At 47.8% G+C, this 20720-nt stretch carries 12 protein-coding genes and 1 pseudogene; 5 read left to right on the top strand and 8 right to left on the bottom strand.

What is annotated here, in order from left to right; all coding sequences use genetic code 11:
* The first annotated feature begins 275 nt into the window (after window positions 1-275).
* The gene (gene priA / locus HMPREF1254_RS06495; RefSeq protein WP_023057883.1) at window positions 276-2546 is read left to right on the top strand and encodes a replication restart helicase PriA; all 2271 of its coding nucleotides are present in this window, start codon (window positions 276-278) and stop codon (window positions 2544-2546) included.
* A gap of 213 nt (window positions 2547-2759) precedes the next feature.
* Here the strand turns inward: priA and HMPREF1254_RS06500 are convergent, their stop codons facing one another.
* Window positions 2760-4835, bottom strand: a complete 2076-nt coding sequence (locus tag HMPREF1254_RS06500) for an HD family phosphohydrolase (RefSeq protein ID WP_036879286.1) — start codon at window positions 4833-4835, stop codon at window positions 2760-2762.
* Window positions 4836-5049: 214 nt separating this feature from the next.
* Here HMPREF1254_RS06500 and gltX point away from each other — a divergent pair, with 214 nt between their 5' ends.
* Together gltX and HMPREF1254_RS06510 are read left to right on the top strand one after the other, a co-directional pair.
* On the top strand, window positions 5050-6588 hold the full coding sequence (gene gltX / locus HMPREF1254_RS06505) for a glutamate--tRNA ligase (protein ID WP_036879248.1): 1539 nt from the start codon (window positions 5050-5052) through the stop codon (window positions 6586-6588).
* Between the two features lie 35 nt (window positions 6589-6623).
* On the top strand, window positions 6624-7841 hold the full coding sequence (locus HMPREF1254_RS06510) for a 3-deoxy-D-manno-octulosonic acid transferase (RefSeq protein ID WP_036879246.1): 1218 nt from the start codon (window positions 6624-6626) through the stop codon (window positions 7839-7841).
* A 60-nt stretch (window positions 7842-7901) separates the two neighbouring features.
* On the opposite strand, the pseudogene HMPREF1254_RS11750 reads toward HMPREF1254_RS06510, so the two are convergent.
* Together HMPREF1254_RS11750 and HMPREF1254_RS06520 are read right to left on the bottom strand one after the other, a co-directional pair.
* Window positions 7902-8060 (bottom strand): annotated as a pseudogene (locus tag HMPREF1254_RS11750) (PfkB family carbohydrate kinase); the annotation flags it as partial.
* Between the two features lie 158 nt (window positions 8061-8218).
* Window positions 8219-8431: a hypothetical protein gene (locus HMPREF1254_RS06520; protein WP_036879242.1), complete on the bottom strand. Its 213-nt coding sequence runs from the start codon at window positions 8429-8431 to the stop codon at window positions 8219-8221.
* A gap of 387 nt (window positions 8432-8818) precedes the next feature.
* Here HMPREF1254_RS06520 and HMPREF1254_RS06525 point away from each other — a divergent pair, with 387 nt between their 5' ends.
* Together HMPREF1254_RS06525 and HMPREF1254_RS06530 are read left to right on the top strand one after the other, a co-directional pair.
* Complete coding sequence (locus HMPREF1254_RS06525; protein ID WP_023057873.1) at window positions 8819-12379, top strand: glycosyl hydrolase 2 galactose-binding domain-containing protein; 3561 nt, start codon at window positions 8819-8821, stop codon at window positions 12377-12379.
* Between the two features lie 56 nt (window positions 12380-12435).
* Entirely contained in the window at window positions 12436-14649 is a 2214-nt protein-coding gene (locus HMPREF1254_RS06530) for a CotH kinase family protein (protein ID WP_231385825.1), read from the top strand.
* A 3-nt stretch (window positions 14650-14652) separates the two neighbouring features.
* On the opposite strand, the gene HMPREF1254_RS11995 is transcribed toward HMPREF1254_RS06530, so the two are convergent.
* From HMPREF1254_RS11995 to rnr, 5 genes are all read right to left on the bottom strand, one after another.
* A complete protein-coding gene (locus tag HMPREF1254_RS11995; RefSeq protein ID WP_155945430.1) occupies window positions 14653-14805 on the bottom strand; it encodes a hypothetical protein in 153 nt (50 codons plus the stop codon).
* 61 nt (window positions 14806-14866) lie between these two features.
* Complete coding sequence (locus HMPREF1254_RS06535) at window positions 14867-15949, bottom strand: mannose-1-phosphate guanylyltransferase (protein ID WP_023057937.1); 1083 nt, start codon at window positions 15947-15949, stop codon at window positions 14867-14869.
* Window positions 15950-16110: 161 nt separating this feature from the next.
* Window positions 16111-16578 carry a PH domain-containing protein gene (locus HMPREF1254_RS06540; protein ID WP_036879238.1) on the bottom strand — a complete coding sequence of 156 codons (468 nt, stop codon included), beginning with the start codon at window positions 16576-16578 and terminating at the stop codon, window positions 16111-16113.
* A gap of 41 nt (window positions 16579-16619) precedes the next feature.
* On the bottom strand, window positions 16620-18029 hold the full coding sequence (locus tag HMPREF1254_RS06545; protein ID WP_023057915.1) for a Gfo/Idh/MocA family protein: 1410 nt from the start codon (window positions 18027-18029) through the stop codon (window positions 16620-16622).
* Window positions 18030-18096: 67 nt separating this feature from the next.
* The gene (gene rnr / locus HMPREF1254_RS06550; protein WP_023057948.1) at window positions 18097-20292 is read right to left on the bottom strand and encodes a ribonuclease R; all 2196 of its coding nucleotides are present in this window, start codon (window positions 20290-20292) and stop codon (window positions 18097-18099) included.
* Window positions 20293-20720 lie beyond the last annotated feature (428 nt).

Genomic DNA, 20720 nt, shown 5'->3' on the forward strand with positions numbered 1-20720 from the left:
TGAACCAGACAAGACAATGAACGCAAGCGTTCTGCGAATTAAACAAAACAGCCGACATAAACATATTGTGTGTCTTTGCCAAATTTGTTTCATTTGGTGAACGCTTGCGTTCATTGAACCAAGCCATCGAATTCGTTCCATTTGTTCAATTCGTTGTTAAAGCAAATCAAATGACTGTTTTGTCAACAAGCAATCTTTTTTAATTGTAATAGCTATGGGTTGCAACGCTGGGTTTTTGTTGTTTCCGTGCTTTTTCTTAACTTTGCGGCATGCTCATGAAGTATGTAGATGTCATTGTTCCGCTGCCTTTGGAAGGCACGTTTACCTATTCGGTTCCGCACAACTTGGCTGACAGGGTGCGGTTTGGCGTGCGTGTGGCCGTGACGTTTGGTTCCTCGAAGGTGCATACCGCCATCGTGGTGAGGGTGCATCAGGATAAACCCGCCTTTAACGTTAAAGACATCGTTGACGTGATTGATGACCAACCCATGCTTCTGGAGCAGCAATACCAGCTGTGGCAGTGGCTGTCGGCGTACTACATGGCCCCGCTCGGTGATGTGTACAATGCCGCTTTGCCTGCCGGACTGAAGGTGGAGGAGAATTATAAGCCTCGTACGGAGACGTATATCGACCTGTGCGAGCCGCTGCGCAACGAACAATCGCTGAACGTGGCCCTTGACATGCTGAAGCGAGCGCGCAACCAGCGCGAGGCTCTCATGCACTTCTTGCACATCTCACACTGGGAAACGATTGAGGGAACGCAGACTGCAGAGCCGGTGGTCGACATCACCCGGGAGGAGTTGATGAATGTGTCGCGCTGTTCGTATGCCGTCATCAAGAGTCTGGTAGAGCGGAAAATACTGTTCACCTACGAGCGGGAGGTGGGACGGCTCAATGACCATGGGGAGGAACATCTTGAAAATGTAAAACGTTTGAATGAGGCCCAACAGGAAGCGTACAACCAGATTGTTTTTCAATTTCTCAAGAAAAACGTGGTTTTGCTGCATGGCGTCACCTCCAGTGGCAAAACCGAAATCTACATACACCTTATTAAAAAGGCACTCGAGGAAAAGAAGCAGGTGCTGTATCTGTTGCCTGAGATAGCCCTCACGGTGCAAATTACCAGTAGGCTAAGACATGTGTTTGGCGACAAACTGGGCATCTACCATTCTAAATATAGTGATGCCGAACGTGTTGAAATATGGAAAAAACAGCTTTCGCACCATCCATACGAGGTGGTATTGGGTGCGCGCAGTGCCGTGTTTCTGCCTTTTCAGCGGCTTGGATTGGTCATCATTGATGAAGAACACGAAACCTCTTTCAAGCAACAAGACCCCTCGCCGCGCTATCATGCACGGTCGGCAGCCATCGTGTTGGCAAGGATGTATGGCGCGAAGACCTTGTTAGGGACGGCCACTCCGTCGGTGGAAAGCTATTATAACGCCTGCCAGGGCAAGTATGGACTGGTGACCTTGACCTCGCGGTACAAGGATATTCAGCTGCCGGAGATTAGGGTGGTGGACACGAAGGATCTGCAACGGCGCAAGATGATGACGGGACCTTTCTCGCCACCGCTCATTGCTGCCGTCAACGATGCGTTGAAGAGCGGGCAGCAAGTCATTCTCTTTCAGAACCGACGAGGCTTCGCACCGATGATAGAGTGCCGCACTTGCGGTTGGGTTCCAAAGTGCACCAACTGTGATGTGTCGCTCACCATGCACAAAAGCATGAATTTGTTGACCTGTCATTATTGTGGTTACACCTATCGCATACCCACGGTTTGCCCCGCATGTGGCGGCACCGACCTGCGTGGTCGTGGCTATGGAACGGAGAAAGTGGAGGAGTATGTGGGGCAATTGTTCCCCGAGGCGCGTGTCGCCCGCATGGACTTGGACACTACCCGCACCCGCAACGCCTACGGAAGGATTATCGATGACTTCTCTTCCGGTCGCACCAATCTGCTCATCGGCACGCAGATGGTGAGCAAAGGACTTGACTTCGACCGGGTTAGTGTGGTGGGAATACTCAATGCCGACGCCATGCTGAACTATCCAGACTTCCGCGCTTACGAACACGCCTTCATGATGATGGCGCAGGTAAGCGGTAGGGCCGGGCGTAAAGGGCAGCGGGGAAAAGTGTTTTTGCAGACCAAAAACAAGGAGCTACCCATCATCAGACAGGTGGTGGAAAATGACTATCAAGGATTTTATGAGGCACTGTTGGATGAACGGAGAATGTTTTCTTATCCGCCCTTCCATCGGTTGGTATACGTTTTCTTGCGTCACCGGCACGACGAAGTGGTGGAGTCGGCCGGCATAGAGATGGGCAGCAGGCTCAGACAAGGATTGGGTGATCGTATTTTAGGTCCTGACAAACCTTCGATAGCGCGCGTTAAAAACCTGCATATCCGCAAGATTGTCATCAAATTGGAGAACGGTATCGACCAAAAGGCCGTGCGCCATTACTTGCGTACCGTGCAGCAACAACTCTTGCAGGACAAGCGATATGCTGCCCTGCAAGTGTACTATGACGTGGATCCGCTATAGGGCGGTTCTATAAATTACCACCGTAAAGTTTTATTTATGTTGGGCGGTTTACGTTTTGTCATCTTGCGGTCTTTTTTTTGTTCAATTTGCTTGTTCGTTCAGTCGTATAGCTCGCTATACTCCTTCACTCACAAACAAATTGACCAGCAAAAACAGCCTCGCAATCTGACAAAGCTAATTTATAGAAACGCCCTTTAGCGAAAGAAGCGTGATTTAGTCCTCACGAGGTTTCTCTTTCTTCTTCTCTTCTTCCGGATATGATATTCGTGTGTGGTAAATGGCCTTCAGTCGTTCTATCAATACCTGCTTGGCTTGTAACACATCCCTGAAGGTAATGGGGCAATTGGTGAAGGCACCGCGCTTCACTTGTCCGTCAATGATTTTGTTGGTGAGCTCTGTTATGCTCTCTTCCGTGTACTCGGGAAGTGAACGAGAGGCAGCCTCAACAGAGTCGGACATCATCAAGATGGCTTGTTCGCGCGTGAAAGGATCGGGTCCCGGATAGGAGAATGGTGCAGGATCTACCTCCTCATCGGGATGTTCATTCTTGTATTGTATGTAAAAATAACTTGCCGTGCTGGTGCCATGATGGGTCAATATGAAGTCTTTGATAAAGGATGGCAGGTTGTTTTGCTCAGCCAATTTTACGCCATCAGGCACATGACTCACGATGATGCGGGCACTCTCCTTCGGCGACAGGCCATCGTGTGGGTTGGCTCCTACTTGATTTTCGGTGAAAAAAGCGGGGTTGTTCATCTTCCCAATGTCATGATACAGGGCGCCGGTACGCACCAATAGGGCGTTGGCCTCAATCTTATTGGCAATCTCAGCGGCCAGGTTGGCCACGGTAATGGAGTGCTGGAAGGTGCCAGGAGCTATCTCGCTGAGGTTGCGAAGGATGCCCCGGTTGGTGTTGGACAGCTCGAATAGCGTGACATTGGATGTGAAGCCAAACATCTTTTCGATGACATACATCAGCGGATAAGACAGCAACAGCAGTACGGCATTAGCTGCAAAGTGGTAATACATGTCGATGTCAAGCTTGTCGAGCGAGCTGTTTTGCATGAGTTGTAGCGCGAAATAAACCACCGCATACGATAGTCCTACGAGGATAGCTGTCTTAAATACCTGCGATCGTTGTGTGAGTTCGCGAAGGGAATAGATGGCTACCAGGGCCGCAACGATTTGCATAATGATGAATTCGTATTGATATTTCACCGCTGCGGCACAGATCAGGATGATGATGCACTGTGTGACAAATGCCGTTCTTGAATCCATGAACATGCGTACAAAGATGGCTGCGGTGGCCAATGGCAGGATGTACACGCTGAATAAACTGTGCTTCATCATCAGTGACACGATGATGGGGAACAGCGTGATGAGCACATAAAGCATCATGATGCTGCGCGGCTTGCTGAAATAATCTTTGCGGAAAAGCGATAAATAGACCGTGAACAGAATGATGAGGATGCTCACATAGAGCAGTTGGCCATAAAAAGTGGTCTTGGTTTCTTGTTCAGAAACGTTTCTGCGCTGCATCTCTCGCTCGTATGAGTTCAATACCCGATAGGTGTATTCATCAACAATGTCGCCCCGGTCGATTATCTTTTGCCCACTAATCACCATGCCGCTGGCTATCGGAATGCTGCTCAAAAGGTCGTTGAGTTCAGTTTCACTCCGGTCTTTGTCATAAATCAAGTTGGGCTGTAGGTAGAAGTTAAGGTTGCATCGCTGCAATAATTGGCGATAAGGAGCCAGCTTGTTGTCGGCAAACAGCTGTTCGTAGGCCGACAAGGTAGAGTAAACGCAATTGACTTGGACGCTCTGTGCCGCCTTGCCATTTACCACTCTGACCATGTTGGTCGAATCTTTTGCGAATCGATTATATTCGGGTGTGTTGATAATGCCTGTCTGATAGAGACGATGAAACCGATCCAAAAGGATGTGCATGTATGCCGCTGGCAAGCCTGGCACGCCCAACTTGAAGTCGTTTTTGAATCGTTCTATCTGCTCTTTCTCCACACTTGCCTTATAATTGAAGTAGGGTTGGAAATACTGCATCAGCGAGTCTTTCTCCTGTTGGATGGCCTCATCTGTCTTATAAATGGGGAAATCAAAGGTGGCAATGAATGAATGATACATCCAAGGCTTGTCCACATCGTAATGAAACTGCTGTGACGTGTCGCGTGGAAGGCTCCATACAATGAGCACAACGGTAACCACCACGAGTATAATCCTCGTTAAAATGCTTTGCCAGTTTTGCGTATCTGCTATGTTAAATTTACTCATTTTGTCACAAAAAATAGGTATCTTGTTCTGAAACGTGTTGATAGATGGGATGTAATCCCTATAAGGCTCGTATGTGTACCATGACCCTTTTGACAGTTCATGATACAGGGTCATTCTACCTTATGTCATGCGAAAATACAAAAAAAATACGCTATAATGCAAAAAAATGACTACTTTTGCACAAAATTTAATATCTTATCTTCATTTATTAAAAATGGCAGAAAGAAAAGTAAGGGTGCGATTTGCACCCAGTCCTACCGGTGCTTTACATATTGGTGGAGTACGAACAGCGTTGTATAATTATCTTTTCGCACGTCAGCATGGTGGCGATCTCGTGTTTAGAATCGAGGACACCGACTCTCATCGCTTCGTTCCTGGAGCCGAAGAATATATCCTTGAGTCATTCAAATGGTTGGGCATCCAGTTCGATGAAGGCGTTTCTTTCGGCGGAGAGCATGGCCCTTATCGTCAAAGCGAGCGTCGCGAGATATACAAGACGTACGTTCAGCAATTGCTGGATGCAGGTAAGGCTTATTATGCCTTTGACACTCCGGAGGAGTTGGAGGCCAAGAGAAACGAATTAAAAAACTTCCAATACGATGCTCATACGCGCATGCAGATGCGCAATTCGTTAACCATGACGCTCGATGAGTGCCAACAACGCATCGCGGATGGCGAGCAATATGTGGTGCGTTTCTTGGTAGAACCTGGTCGTGAAATACATGTACAGGACTTGATTCGCGGCGAAGTGATTGTCAAAAGCGACATCCTCGATGACAAGGTGTTATATAAGAGTGCTGACGAGCTCCCCACTTACCATCTGGCCAACATAGTTGATGACCATCTGATGGAGATTACACACGTCATCAGAGGTGAGGAATGGTTGCCCAGTGCACCCCTGCATGTGTTGCTCTACGAGGCGTTTGGCTGGACCGACAACATGCCTTCGTTTGCCCATCTGCCCCTATTGTTGAAGCCGGAAGGCAAGGGTAAGCTGTCAAAACGTGATGGTGATCGCCTGGGCTTCCCTGTCTTTCCGCTGGAATGGCACGACCCCAAGACGAGTGAAGTGTCGTCAGGATTCCGCGAGAGCGGTTATTTCCCCGAGGCAGTGGTTAACTTCCTGGCTCTTTTGGGGTGGAATCCGGGAACCGATCAAGAGATTTTTTCACTCAGCGAGTTGGTTGATGCCTTCGACATCACACGCTGTTCCAAGGCCGGAGCCAAGTATGATTACCAGAAAGGCATTTGGTTCAACCACGAATACATGTTGCAGAAGAGTGATGATGAGATAGCCGATCTCTTCGCACCCATCGTCGCCAACAACGGCGTTGATGAGTCGATGGATCGTATCCGCCAGGTGGTTCACATGATGAAAGACCGTGTCGACTTTGTAAAAGAGCTTTGGCCGTTATGTTCTTTCTTCTTCGTAGCACCGCTGGAGTACGACATGAAGACCGTTCGCAAGCGTTGGAAACCCTATTCGGCAGAGCAGATGACCGAGCTGGCCGACTTACTGGAAGGTCTTGACGATTTCTCCATTGAGAATCAAGAGCAGCATGTCATGAACTGGGTTAAAGAGAAAGATTACAAACTGGGTGATGTTATGAATGCGTTCCGTCTGACGTTGGTAGGAATAGGCAAAGGCCCGGGCATGTTCGACATCTCGGCTTTTCTGGGTAAGAACGAAACATTAAGGCGTTTGCGCAAGGCCATCGAGGAGATTCCCACCGTGGCTTCTCATCTTGCCTGATGCAAAAACGCTGAATAGGAAAACCTCTCTGCATCGTGTACCAAGTAGCCATATACCTCTATCTGTGCGGTGTTGCCGTTGTCAGTATCTTCAGTAAGAAAGTTAAGAAGATGTGGAAGGGCGAACGCCAGACCCTTGATATCCTCAAGAGCAAGGTCAATCCCAACCATCAATATATCTGGTTCCATGCCGCTTCGTTAGGTGAATTCGAGCAAGGGCGGCCGTTGATTGAGCGAATCCGCACCGATTATCCTGAATATAAAATACTGCTGACGTTTTTTTCGCCCTCGGGTTACGAGGTGAGGAAGAACTATGAGCATGCCGACATTGTGTGCTATCTGCCCATAGACACCATCCGCAACGCCCGCAGGTTTTTGAGAACGGTGCGTCCGTGCATGGCCTTCTTCATCAAATACGAGTTTTGGTACAATTACCTGCACATCCTCAAGCACCGCAATGTACCCGTTTACAGTGTCAGTAGCATCTTCCGTGAAAACCAAATCTTTTTCCATTGGTACGGCATGGGCTATGGCCACGTGCTGAAATGCTTTACCCATTTCTTCGTACAGAACCATCAAAGTGTGGAGCTGTTGAACCGTCTTGGCATCAGAAAGGTCGACGTGGTTGGTGATACGCGTTTCGATCGGGTACTGCAAATCAAGGAGTTGGCCAAGCAGTTGCCCATCGTCGAGGCTTTCAAGGATGGTCGGAAGGTGTTCGTAGTAGGCTCAAGTTGGGAGCCTGATGAAGACGTTTTCGTCCCATTCATGAACGAACATCGGGATTGGAAACTGATTATTGCGCCCCATGTCATTGCCGAAAGTCATCTGAAGACGATTGAACAGAAATTACAACTCCGCACCGTTCGCTACACGCAGACCACGCCAGAGGAGGCGCGCGATGCCCAATGCCTTATTATTGACTGCTTCGGACTGCTGTCAAGTGTTTATCATTACGGTGAGGTGGCCTACGTTGGAGGCGGATTTGGCGCAGGTATTCACAATGTATTGGAAGCCGCCGTGTGGGGCATCCCGGTCATCTTCGGCCCCAACAACCAACGCTTCCAAGAAGCACAGCAGCTCAAGCCCGTTCATGCAGGGATTGAAATCACCGATCAGACGACGTTCGCAACGGTGATGTCCCAATTCATGACCCGGCCCGATGTTTTGCAACAGTGTGGGCAGGCGGCCGAAACGTTTGTCGTAGAGCGTGCCGGAGCTACCGAGAAAATATTAAAGCTCATTAAGATTTGACGAGCCTTTTCCATGCCGCATTCAGTTAAATGCTGGTAAAAGGTTAGTCTTACGCCGAGGCTAACCTTTTGCTTTTTCTATCAATTCGGTCGGAAGCGTGGGCATGGCACCATGCTGTGTGCAGACGTATGCACTCACTTCCACAGCCAGTTGGTGGGTTTCGCTCATGCGCTTGCCATTCAACAGCGCAGCCACGAACGAACCCGTGAACGAATCACCTAATCTTTTCAAAACGGTTGAGTTTGTAGGTACGTTTTTAATTGCATTGACTTTGGTGCTTAAACTCATTGACTTTGATGCCTAAACTCATTGACTTTGGTGCCCAATCTCCATGAGTTTGGCTTTCAACATTCTTGATATTTATAAGTAACTATATATCAGTTTGTTAGGGGATTGGTATTGAAAGACTTTTTCTGCCGTATCGACTGGTCTTCAAACCCCTTGAGAGTTTTCATCTTGATGTGGTTACCGTATGCCGTATGGCCTTTTTGGTTGCGGCTTTTCACGTTGCGTTTTAGCGCATACGAGAAGGTTCCGACGTGTATGTTGGTTTGCCAGTAGATGGTGTCTGCCTGTTGAATCTGTTTCAAGGCAGCTTCTGTTCCACAGATAAAGGATGGCAAAGATGGGGCATGTAAATAACTGTTGAGTTGTTAAAAGTGGTTAGAAAAAGGTTGTGCAATGACAGGCTGACCGCTTACAGAGTGCCGATATCTATCTATCGCAGCAGCACAAAGATAGCATAATCCACAGGAACGGCAAAATAATTGCTTGGTTTTTCAAACATATTACGTACCTTTGTAGATGACAGATTGGGCCTATACAGAGCAAGTTTACAGGCTTTGTGTTTGGCTTACACAGTCTTTGTCCTGTTTATTCTTACGGAATGCCGGCTTTTTCGATGGCTGGATCGAGAAAATACGATGATGTTTGAGAATAGAACTTGATTGAACTGAACAACCTATAACCTTCGCCACATGATGAAATGGTGTCACATGATTTTGCTGTTGGCTGCGACCTTGTTATCGCAGTCCGCACTTGCCGACCGCTATACGCGCGGCATTGGATTGTATCCCGGTAATCCGCAGGAGAATGAAGCCCCTGTGATGGAACCCGATCAGACCTATCGTAACATCGCTTTGCATCGCAAGGCTTTCCACTCTTCATCGTACGATTACAACCTAACGGCACAATTGCTCACCGATGGCATCATCACTCGTCAGGTTCCTGCCTATCTGGTGGCGAGCACTAATAGTGGCGTTTTGCCCCTTCGAGAACGCGAATGGGCCATTGATGGCGGAGAGTATACCCGCAATATCTTGATGGGTAGTCGGGCAAAGTTGGAGTACCACTGGCAGGGAATGGGCATCAAAGCCAACCAAGTGAAGCTGTTTGCCAGCGTAGCCTATCAGCCCCAAGAGGCCAAGAATGGCTTTTCCATCAAGGTGATGGGTAAGAATCGCAAAGGACAGTGGGTGGTGTTGGACGAGAAACGTGGAGAAGCATTGCCCGGAGAGGCTTCGAAATACAAGGCACACAGCGACCCTAACAAGAATACAGGCGGTGACATGTTGCCTACGCGAAAGGTCAATATCAGCTTCAATCTCAACACCAAGGGTAAAACTTTCAGCGACCTTCGCTTGGCGTTGGACATGGATGGCGCTGCTTACTGGACTGTTACCGAACTGAAGTTTTATCAAGACGGGCGGCCAATGACCGACCTGTTGCCTTCTTCAGCCTTCAACAGCTGTTGGATGAGTGCGGAGGGCGGCAATCAATGGGTGTATATTGATTTGGGCGTGAAGGCCTCTTTTGACAAAATTCGTTTGCATTGGGTGCAAAAAGCCAAGCAAGGACAGCTTGAAGTGTCTGATGATGCCCAACGATGGCGGCCGCTATGTAAGTTGTCTTCCAAGAATGCGGCCCTCGATGAGTACGACTGCAAGGCCACGGCCAGATATGTGCGTGTGAACATGCAGGGTGCACGGGCAGGACAACGCTATGCGCTCAGTGAGTTGGAAGTAATGGGTCGTGGGGGATTGGTGGCGCATCCCAAGGCGGAAAAACGTCTGGATGGCAACCAACTTTCGCTCAATGGGGGGCAATGGCGATTGCAGCGTGCCTCGCAAGTGCGCGCAACGGGCGAACAAATTGCGCAAGCAGCCTTTGACGACAGTAAGTGGATAACGGCCACAGTGCCTGCAACGGTGCTGTCGAGCTATATGAACATCGGCGCCATACCCAATCCAAACTATGCCGACCATCTGTTTATGATTTCCGAATCGTTCTTCAATTCCAACTTTTGGTATCGTCGTTCGTTCCGCGTTCCACAGGCTATGTTGGACAGACATGTGTTCCTGAACTTTGATGGCATTAATTGGAAGGCCGACATCTACCTCAATGGAAAGAAGGTAGATCGCATGGAAGGGGCATTTGTTCGTGGAAGAATCGACGTTAGCAAACTGCTCGTGGCGGGCGAGAACGTGCTGGCCGTGGAGATTGTGAAGAATCAACATCCAGGTGCTGTTAAAGAAAAGAATGAGACGAATACCGATTTTAATGGCGGAATCTTGGGTTATGACAATCCTACGTTCCATGCCACGATTGGATGGGATTGGATCTCTACCATCCGTGGGCGTGACATCGGTATTTGGAATGACGTGTATCTGTCTGCTGAAGGTGGGGTGAGTTTGGCGAATCCGGTGGTGACTTCGTGCTTGAATCTGCCGGATACGTTGGCTACGGTCACACCGTCAATCGTACTGCAAAACAATGAATCGCATGCTGTGACAGGACGGTTGAAGGGCTGGATAGGCGATGTGATGTTTGAAAAAACCGTGACCTTGCCCGCATTGGGCACGGTGGAAACAACGTTTGACCCATCGAAATTCGCCGATTTGAAGAACCGTCGTCTGCGTTTGTGGTGGCCTAACGGCTATGGAACACCTTATCTTTACGATGCTGGATTTAGGTTTGAGGTGGATGGAAAGGTGTCGGACGAGCTGACGTTCAAGGCCGGAATTCGTGAAGTGGGGTATAGGGATGTTGATACTCGACTGACGATGTATGTCAATGGGAAACGCTTCGTGCCACTTGGAGGCAACTGGGGATTCAGCGAGAGCAATCTGAATTATCGGGGTCGGGAATACGATATTGCCGTGAAGTATCACCGCGACATGAATTATAACATGATACGCAACTGGGTAGGACAGACCGGTGATGAGGAGTTTTACGAGGCTTGTGACCGCTATGGCATCATGGTGTGGCAAGACTTCTGGTTGGCTAATCCGGCCGATGGACCTGATCCGATGGATGAGGGCATGTTTCTGAACAATGCAAAGGATTATGTTTACCGCATCAGAAAGCATCCGAGTATCGGTTTGTACTGTGGACGAAATGAGGGTTATCCACCAGAAACGATCGATCGGGCGCTGCGTCAATTTGTACAGACGTTGCATCCAGGACTTTGTTATGTGTCCAGTTCGGCCGATGATGGTATCAGTGGGCATGGCCCATACCGTGCTTTGCCTTCGAAAGAATACTTTGAAAAGCAGACCGGTAAGCTGCATTCGGAGCGTGGAATGCCGAATGTAATGACCTTTGAGGGCCTCTCGAGGACGCTGAGTCCAGAAGCTTTGTGGCCACAGAATGCGCAATGGGGACAGCATGACTACACGTTACAAGGGGCGCAGCAAGGAGATTCGTTCAACAAAATCATCGAGAAAGCATTCGGAAAGGTGCAAAACGCCAAGCAGTTCACCGCTCTTGCGCAGTGGGTGAACTATGAAGGCTATCGCGCTATGTATGAGTCAGGTAGCAAGGATCGGTTGGGTTTGTTGATATGGATGAGCCATTCGTGTTGGCCCAGCATGACATGGCAGACATACGACTACTACTTTGAACCTACAGCAGCCTTCTTTGGTGTGAGAAAAGCATGCGAACCGTTGCACATACAGTGGAATGCAAGCACGCGAAACATGGAGGTTGTCAATCTAAATAGCGTGGTGAGTGGGACGTTGAAGGCGCAATGTGAGGTGCTGGATATCCACGGAAAACGGCTTTCTTACCATGAGATGGCGTTGCAGAGCAAGCCTGATACGACCGTTGTCTGCACGAAAATAGAAGAGCCAGACATGCCAGGGGCGGTCTACTTTTTGAAAATGAAATTGGTAGACGATAACAACCAGGTGCTGTCAGACAACTTCTATGTCTGCTCGACCGATGAAGGAAACCTGCAAGAACTTAGGCGTTTGCCCATGGTAACGTTGACCACGCATGTCAAATGGGAAGGAACTCAGGCAACGGTTGTGCTGAAAAACGAGAGTGACACACCCGCCATGATGAACCGCATCAACTTAAAAGGCAACGATGGCCTGCAAATTTTGCCGGTTGATTATAGCGACAATTATTTCCACCTCATGCCCGGTGAACAGAAAACGGTGACCGTGAAGTGGAAAACGGAGGATACTCGTGGTTGTGAACCGATGTTGGAAATATCGGGACTGAATGTAAAATTGAAAGAGATGTCTGCGCGATGACACCTTTTGTATCAATGATATAACTCTTTTTTAATACTGGATGATCAATGAAAAAAATGACGTTATGCCTTGCAATCTATGTTTGCATCAATGCTTTAGGCTTGCAAGCACAGGAACAAGGCAACTACAAACGCTTGTTATGGAACTCAAATGTAAAGGTTGAGAGCTCCAATCTGCCCCTTGTCTTCATCAATGTGAAGGGCGAAACGATACAAAGGGAAGATCGCATCTTGGCACAACTCAAAGTCATAAACAATGGTGCAGGAAAGCTAAACCATGGCGATACCCTTGCTTATCCAAACCAAAATGTAGATTATGAGGGCTTTGTTGCCTTGAAATATCGTGGCAACTCTTCGTTCAATGCATCAGACAAAAAGCCCTTTTCGTTCAGACCTTTGACGGCACCCGATGTGAAAGCCAAGAAAGCTAAGGTGAAAATACTGGGTATGGGTAAAGATAATGATTGGGCGTTATTGGCTCCTTACTCCGATAAGTCGATGATGCGCGATGTATTGACCTTTGAGTTGGCACGTCATTATTTCGATTATGTGCCGAGTGCTCGATACTGTGAACTTATCTTGGATGGTACATACTACGGCATTTATATCATGACAGAACGCCCCACGAAAGGCAGTAAGCGGCTAAACTTGGATGATCCGGGTGAAAAATACGAAGACCTGACTGGCGATTATCTAGTGGAGATCGATCGAAATGATGATTCCAATTATCCGTCACCGCATCACCCTATCACGCATTATGGTGGTACTGAGTTGAAGAATAGAACCATTAAATACCAATACAAACACCCTAAAGAGGACGAATTTCGCGACCTTCCCGTCGGAACAAAAACGGAATTAATTCGGCAGATCAACCTGATGGAGAACTCTTTTCTCACATCTTCCTACCGAGATCCATTGACTGGGTATCGGAAATACATTGACGTAACCTCGTTTATCGATTACATGTTGGCTACAGAGTTTGCCTTGAATATAGACGGTTATCGCCTCAGTACCAAACTCTACAAATACAGTGAAGCCAAAGCGAAAGCGAAAAAGCAGGACCATCGGTGGAAGATGACCCTGTGGGATTTCAACATAGCCTACGGGAATGCAAACTATAACTGGGGCGAATCGACAGATGTGTGGCAATATGATTTTAATAGTCGGAACAGTAATGATGGCGAGTTGGTTCCGTTCTACTGGTCGTATTTGCTGCAAGATCCACGGTATGTCAGTGAAATGAAGGCACGGTGGGCCGAATATCGACAAGGATCTTATGATACAGAGCGTGTAATGAATAAGATAGACTCTATTGCCAACTTGCTGTTATCAGGTGGAGCTATAGACCGAAATCAACAAGCTTACGAAATCATTGGTCGACATGTTTGGCCAAATGCGTATGTCGGCAGCTCTTATCAGGATGAAATAAACTATCTGAAGAGTTGGATTAAAAGGCGAATCAGGTTTATGGATAAGCAGTTGGGGGTAACAACTACCCAACCAATCGCTACCGAAGCCGTAGAAGTAAAGAGCGGTTTCAATGCCGATCTCATCGCTGAGGCTCAGCCATCTAACCAATATACCACTGCTGGTTTAGACCGTGAACGCAGTAACTTCTATACGAAAGGCGTCAAAAAACTTGGTGCTATTCCCGAAGATGGGGCGATTATCTCTGAAAACGAAAAGATACATTACCAGTTAGCTGCTTATGATGAAAGCAATGGATTGTGCTTATCCTATAACGGTTCGGCTGGGACAATCCACTTTGCGAAACCCTTCAAGACGCCAATTCTTTATTTTCTCTTGTCCAGTGGCAATGGCGTTACGATGCTAGAAGCAACCGTTCATTACAAAGATGGTACGCACAGTGACGTGCAGGTCTGCATGGCTCCCGATTGGGCTCATCGTGATTTGACAGGAACGGAAGCGCTATCTCGACTTGGACGCATCCGTACCGACGGCTATATCACGCACTCACCCCATTATTCAATTAGCGAAAATTACCTGGAGGTTGATGAGAATAAGGAGGTAGAAAGTGTTACTTTCAAACAAAAGCGTGACGCAGTGGCTTCTATCTTTGCCTTCTCTAGGCAGCTCACTTCTGCAGAAACAGCTATCGACCATACCTATTTACGTAATAAGAATGGTGTGGCGGGCAATCAATTGATTGGGATATACAATGCTAGTGGTCTGAAACTCTCTACCCTGCAGCATGGGTTGAACATCTTGAAATACAGTGATGGTTCAACCAGAAAGGTGATGAGGAAGTAATGGCTAGGGCATTTTTAAGCGAAATTCAATGGCCGTTGTTGCGGCAATCACTTGTCGTGGTGGGTGTTGTTCGATGACAATGGGTATCACTGTTTGTGCATGGACTGTCAGGGTGGCGCATAGCACAAGTGTGATCAAGATGATTTTCTTCATCATGTGAAATCGTTCGTCTAATTGTTCTTATATGATTAAAAGGTAAGGTCAAATCAAAGAACGTCTATATATAGTCTGTTCCTTTCTTGATTTGCACCTCATTGACATATTTTCTCACCAGTGCTGACGAGTCTTCTTTCTTGCAAATGAGCAATACGTTGCCATGTTCGGCAATGATATACCCTTCCAGTCCGTTGAGGATGGCCAGTTTATTCTTCGGCAACTTGATGACGTTGTTTTGGCAATCTTCAAGGATGACTTCGCTGTCAATCACTACATTGTCCGATTCGCTCTTCTGCATGGCCTCGTAGATGCTGTGCCACGTGCCGATGTCGGCCCAACCAAAGTTGCATTTCATGACGTACACCCGTTCTGATTTCTCCAGCACGCCGTTGTCAACCGATAGGTTGGGGTACAGTGGGAAGTTTTTGTTGACAAAGCGGTTCTCCTCTTCGATGGTCCAATGGGGCGTCATGGCATCGAGATTGCGCAACACAGAGGGTAGCAACCTGTACATACAATGGCTCAAATAACGTATGTTTGCCATGAACATGCCCGTGTTCCAATAAAACTCACCGCTCTCCACAAACATCTTGGCAAAATCTCTTTCGGGTTTTTCGGTGAACGACTGTACCTGGTAAACGCCATTCCCCGCCGGTTCGCCCAGCTGAATGTAGCCATATCCGGGTTCTGGTCTGGTGGGCTTGATACCCAGGGTTAGCAGCTCATCTCTCTGACTGACGAAAACAAATCCCTCCTGGATGTCGCTTACAAAGGCGTCCTCGTTCTGAATCATTTGGTCGGACGGCGTCACCAATAGGTTCGCGTCGGGGTTGAATCGCATGATGCGATGTGCAGCCCATGCCACGCTTGGCGCAGTGTTACGATGGATAGGTTCGGCCAAGATGCGATCTTTCGGGATGTCGGGCAACTGCTGATGAACGTCATCAAGGTATGACTGATTGGTGCTGATGAAGATGTTATTGGATGGAACCACCTTGAGCATCCGGTCGTATGTTTGCTGCAAAAGCGTACGTCCTGTACCAAAGAAGTCGATGAATTGTTTCGGCGTGGCTTCACGACTGCAAGGCCAAAGGCGTTTACCTTTTCCTCCGGCCAGAATGACACAATATTGGCTATCTGACATGATGGTATGGTTAGTTGTTGATTAGATTTCAAAGATACGAAAATAAACCATACCGAACAATTATTTTAGTTTTATTTAAACCAAGGAAGTTCAATTAAGAAAGTTTCTACATGGCAGCATGTGATATATCCGTAAACGTCCTGATGCCGTGTAGGGAGTCTTTATTCAGATGCTTTCAGTGCGTCTATCATCTGATGAATCTTCGTGCTGAACACGATGGGGTCTTGGATATACTCGAAACTGTTGGTTGCTTCTCCGGTTGTTACATAGACAGTACCGTAGTTGAAGATACGCCCTAACATGGTCTGTTTGATCTGCACGCCTTCGCACTTGCGGAGCATCAACTCCAAAGAATTGCGCTCAACGATTCCTTTTTTGGCGATAATACGCTTGTTGGTCAGTGCGTATTGCCGCCCTCCGTTTGCTGATATAGAACCCAGGACGGCGAATAGCACGAGCAACAGGCAAGCTGCGATTTGAAGATGGAAAAGAGTTCCCTCGGTTGGAAAGACCAACAAGAGAATCCCAACGGCGGCCAATGATGCCGAACGCCAGTAAATTGCCGAGTGTAATCGTGGGCGGTAAACGACACGTTCGCCCTCCATCAAACTTTTATCGATATATCCCATATTACAATAATCAATTCTTAGCGAGACTTTTTGAGGGGGTGTTATGGAGCGAAATGATATTGAAAACCGTTGATGCGCTTCCAAGCTCCACGCGTAAAGTCGGGTATGGCGACTGGTGCCGAATTGTTTTCGATAGATAATCTCGTAAGTTCTCCCAGACAGCACCATTCGGCTAAGTCGTACACATCCATGTCGAGCGGAAGTCCATTCTGTAGGCAATAAACCAAACGATAGTCCATGATGTAGTCCATACCGCCGTGTCCACCCACCTTCTTAGCCTTCTCTTGAAGATCTTTGACAAACTGTGGCGTGTATTGTTGCAGCAACTCGTCACGAACTTTCTCTGCTACTGCAGCATGAGCTGTGAGGTTTTCGTGGCTAATCTTCTCGTTGGTAGCCAACTGTTTGGGTCTGAAAGCCAGTTCGCCAACAGGATATTTGCTGGCGTAGCCATCGGTTCCAACCACCTGATACATCCGGTTGTACGGCCGTGGTGTCATCACATTATGCTGAATGAGCATGGTCTTTCCCTTGACAGTGCGAATCAACGTTGAGGTTTGATCACCGTTTTGGAAGTCGTTACATGGTTTTCCGGTCTGCTTTTCAACGAGCTTAGGGCCAATGGTAGCTTTGGTATCCATGGCAACGAGATATTCCATGCGATCACCACGATGAATGTTCAGCACCTGACAGTCAGGGCCAATGCCGTGAGTAGGATAAACATCTCCTCGATTCTTGCGGTTGAAATCAAGTCGCCAGTTGTGCCAATATTCGCCCCAAAAGTCCTCTAAGTTGTGGATATAGGCACCTTCTACATGCAAAACCTCACCGAAGAGACCTTGTTGTGCCATGTTGAGGGTGGACAACTCGAAGAAGTCGTACACGCAGTTTTCCAACATCATGCAATGCTTGCGTGTTCGTTCAGCTGTATTGATTAATGCCCAAATCTCGTCCATGTTGGTAGCTGCGGGTACTTCAATGGCCACATGCTTCCCATGATTCATGGCATAAAGTGCTATCGGCACATGATGAACCCAGTCGGTTGCGATGTAGATGATGTCGATGTTCTTGCGTTCGCACATCTTCTTGTATGCATCTATACTGCCACTGTAGGCCACAGCGCGGTGTCGTCCGTGCTTATCAAGCCTCTTCTGGCTAAGCTCTACACGGTCAGCCTCTACGTCACAGAGCGCCACGATGTCTGTTCCAGGAATCTGGCTCCATCGCTCTACGGCACTGATTCCGCGCATTCCCAGGCCAACAAAGCCCACGCGAACCGTTTGTAGCTTGGGAGTAGTGAGCTGTAGCACGTCCTTTTGTCCGGCAGGACGTTTGGGAATGTTGGTCTCTATGACCTTGATGTCCTTCGCATCTACATGAGTTGGAGAAACCGAGATAAGGCACAGCAGCCATGCAAGCAACTGCAATGGTAATTTATTTGTGAGATTCATATCATGATTAAGTTAGTTAAACAAAAATGATTAGTCAACTCTATTTTTTCGATTTGATGGAAAACTGTCAATCTACCAGTGTGAAGTCGAGCTGTCTCTTCTCCAAATTGGCCTGTGCCACCTTAATCCTGATGGGATCTCCCAGCTGGTATTTGTGGTGGTGTCTACGGCCAACGAGGCAATAGTTCTTCTCATCAAAGTCGTAATAATCGTCATCCAAATCGCGCATGGGCACCATTCCTTCGCAATGATTCTCATCGATTTCGCAATAGATGCCATAGCTTTGGATGCCACTGATGTGCGCATCAAACTCTTCACCGATATGCTCACCCATGAATTCCACCATCTTGTACTTGATGGAGTCACGCTCGGCATTAGCTGCGACCTGCTCCATGTCAGAACTATGCTCGCACAAACGCTCGTAATAGTCCTTGTTGGCGCTGCGGCCACCCTTCGCATATCGTGTCAACAGGCGGTGAACCATCATGTCTGGATAACGCCGGATGGGCGATGTGAAGTGGGTGTAATAGTCGAAAGCCAAGCCAAAATGGCCTATATTATAAATGGTGTACTTCGCCTTCATCATCGCTCTGAGGGCGACGGTCTGTATGAGTTTCTGCTCATCCGTTCCGTCAACGGCTTCCATCAGGTGGTTAAGACTGCGGGCCGTCTGCCCCTTTGTTCCTGCCGTCTTGATCTTGTAGCCGAACTTCACGATGAAGTCTTTCAGGCTCTCCAGCTTCTGTGGGTCGGGATTGTCGTGTACACGGTAAGGCAAAGTCTTGGCTTTGGCACCCTTCTTCACCTTCCCCACGCTCTCTGCCACCGTGCGGTTGGCCAGCAACATGAACTCTTCTATCAGCTTGTTGGCGTCTTTTGAACGTTTAAAATAGCAGCGCACGGGCTTACCCTTCTCATCAACATCGAAATGAAGTTCTTCAGAATCAAACTTCACCGCACCGTTCTTGAAGCGTTCCTCACGCAACTTCTTGGCCAAGGTATCCAGCATAATCAGCTCCTTAGCATGCTCTCCCTTGTATCCCCCCTTGCGCGGGGCCGGTGCTGGCTGCCCCGTTCCATCTACCACACCATTGTCTTCAAGCAACTGCTGCACCTCTTCGTAGGCATATCTGCGATTACTCTTGATGACAGTATGCACGATACGCTGGCTCCGAATGAACCCATCGACATCCATCTCCACGATAACGCTGTAGCAAAGTTTCTCCTCATCGGGGCGAAGGGAGCAGATAAAGTTGCACAATCGCTCGGGCAACATCGGGATGGTACGGTCTACCAGATACACGGATGTGGCACGCTTCTGTGCCTCTTTGTCAATGATGGAATTTTCAGTGACATAGTGTGTCACGTCAGCAATGTGAATACCAACTTCCCAAATGCCTTTGCTTACCTCACGGATAGACAAGGCATCGTCGAAATCCTTGGCATCTTTGGGGTCAATCGTGCAGGTGAATACTGGCCGGAAGTCTTCTCTTTCAGCCAAATCCTGCTTGGTAATCTCGCCACTAATTCGCTCTGCAGCGTCTTCAACAGCCTTTGGATACTTGTATGGCAAGCCGTATTGCGCCAAGATGGTGTGCATCTCCGCATCGTTATCGCCAGTCTTGCCCAGCACGTCTATAATCTCTCCTATGATGTTTTTGTGATTCTCATCGGGCCATTTGCTCACTTTCACCACCACCTTGTCATTGGTTTGGCCGCCCTTCAACTTGTTTCTTGGAATCAAGATGTCATTGGCAAACAAGTTTTCCTGTGTCACCAGGAAGGCGATGTTCTTTTCAACTCGCAGTTTACCCACGAACTGATTACGCGAACGTTGCAGAATCTCGATGACCTGTGCCTCTTTGATATGCTTTTGACGACGTGCCATGAGCGACACTTTCACACGGTCACCATTGAGTGCCGACATCGAGTTGCGCTCGGAAACAAAGATGGGTTTGTCGCTTCCATCGGGGATGAACGAGTTTTTTCCGTTTCCTTTGCGCCGAAAGATTCCTTCCACCACCTGCCCCATCTGGTTGAGACGGTATGAATGGTCAGACACCTTTGTCAAGAAATCATCCCAAGCCATCTCTTCCATCAGGTCGATGGCGAGCATCTTTAACGGATGTGTGTTCAGTTTGAGTGTACGGAATATCTCTTTGTAGCTGAATGTTTTTTCCGGTTGTGTTGTAAAGAACCCTTCCAGCTTTTCAGCCAATTGCTTTTTGGTCATGCGTTTGCCACCTTTTTTCCCTTTTCCCATCTTGTTCCGTGTTTTATGATACTTATTGCAAATTAACAAAAAATAATTGACACAACACGTATTTATTACGATTATTTTGCATTAAAATCATGTTTCGAAGTTATTCTAAGGTAGTGCTGGCGAGGTATCATTTGTACTACATCATGTAAATATAAAAAATATGTATTCTACTGGTATCTATCTGTTTTACATACAGTGATGCCTCTTTTGAGCATTTATGTTTTGTCAGCTGCATGAAGACTTTGTGAACAAATTGTGTGAATAGTCTTGACAAAGAGCTTCTCCATATTTGCTTATTTGTAACCAACCCCGCCTCAGATTGCAAATAAGCCGAAAATGAAGCGGTTTTTATAACATGCTGGTAATCAGTTTTTTGTAGATATCGGCTGTCTGTTTGCGACTAGTTTTCACGTTCCAGCAAGCCAATA

The organism is Prevotella sp. BV3P1 (assembly GCF_000479005.1).
Classification (GTDB): domain Bacteria; phylum Bacteroidota; class Bacteroidia; order Bacteroidales; family Bacteroidaceae; genus Prevotella.

Coding starts and splice junctions, on each gene's coding strand:
- rnr (WP_023057948.1), bottom strand. CDS start 20,292: ATGGGAAAAGGGAAAAAAGGTGGCAAACGCATGACCAAAAAGCAATTG.
- HMPREF1254_RS11995 (WP_155945430.1), bottom strand. CDS start 14,805: ATGATGAAGAAAATCATCTTGATCACACTTGTGCTATGCGCCACCCTG.
- priA (WP_023057883.1), top strand. CDS start 276: ATGAAGTATGTAGATGTCATTGTTCCGCTGCCTTTGGAAGGCACGTTT.
- gltX (WP_036879248.1), top strand. CDS start 5,050: ATGGCAGAAAGAAAAGTAAGGGTGCGATTTGCACCCAGTCCTACCGGT.
- HMPREF1254_RS06545 (WP_023057915.1), bottom strand. CDS start 18,029: ATGAATCTCACAAATAAATTACCATTGCAGTTGCTTGCATGGCTGCTG.
- HMPREF1254_RS06525 (WP_023057873.1), top strand. CDS start 8,819: ATGATGAAATGGTGTCACATGATTTTGCTGTTGGCTGCGACCTTGTTA.
- HMPREF1254_RS06530 (WP_231385825.1), top strand. CDS start 12,436: ATGACGTTATGCCTTGCAATCTATGTTTGCATCAATGCTTTAGGCTTG.
- HMPREF1254_RS06500 (WP_036879286.1), bottom strand. CDS start 4,835: ATGAGTAAATTTAACATAGCAGATACGCAAAACTGGCAAAGCATTTTA.
- HMPREF1254_RS06540 (WP_036879238.1), bottom strand. CDS start 16,578: ATGGGATATATCGATAAAAGTTTGATGGAGGGCGAACGTGTCGTTTAC.
- HMPREF1254_RS06535 (WP_023057937.1), bottom strand. CDS start 15,949: ATGTCAGATAGCCAATATTGTGTCATTCTGGCCGGAGGAAAAGGTAAA.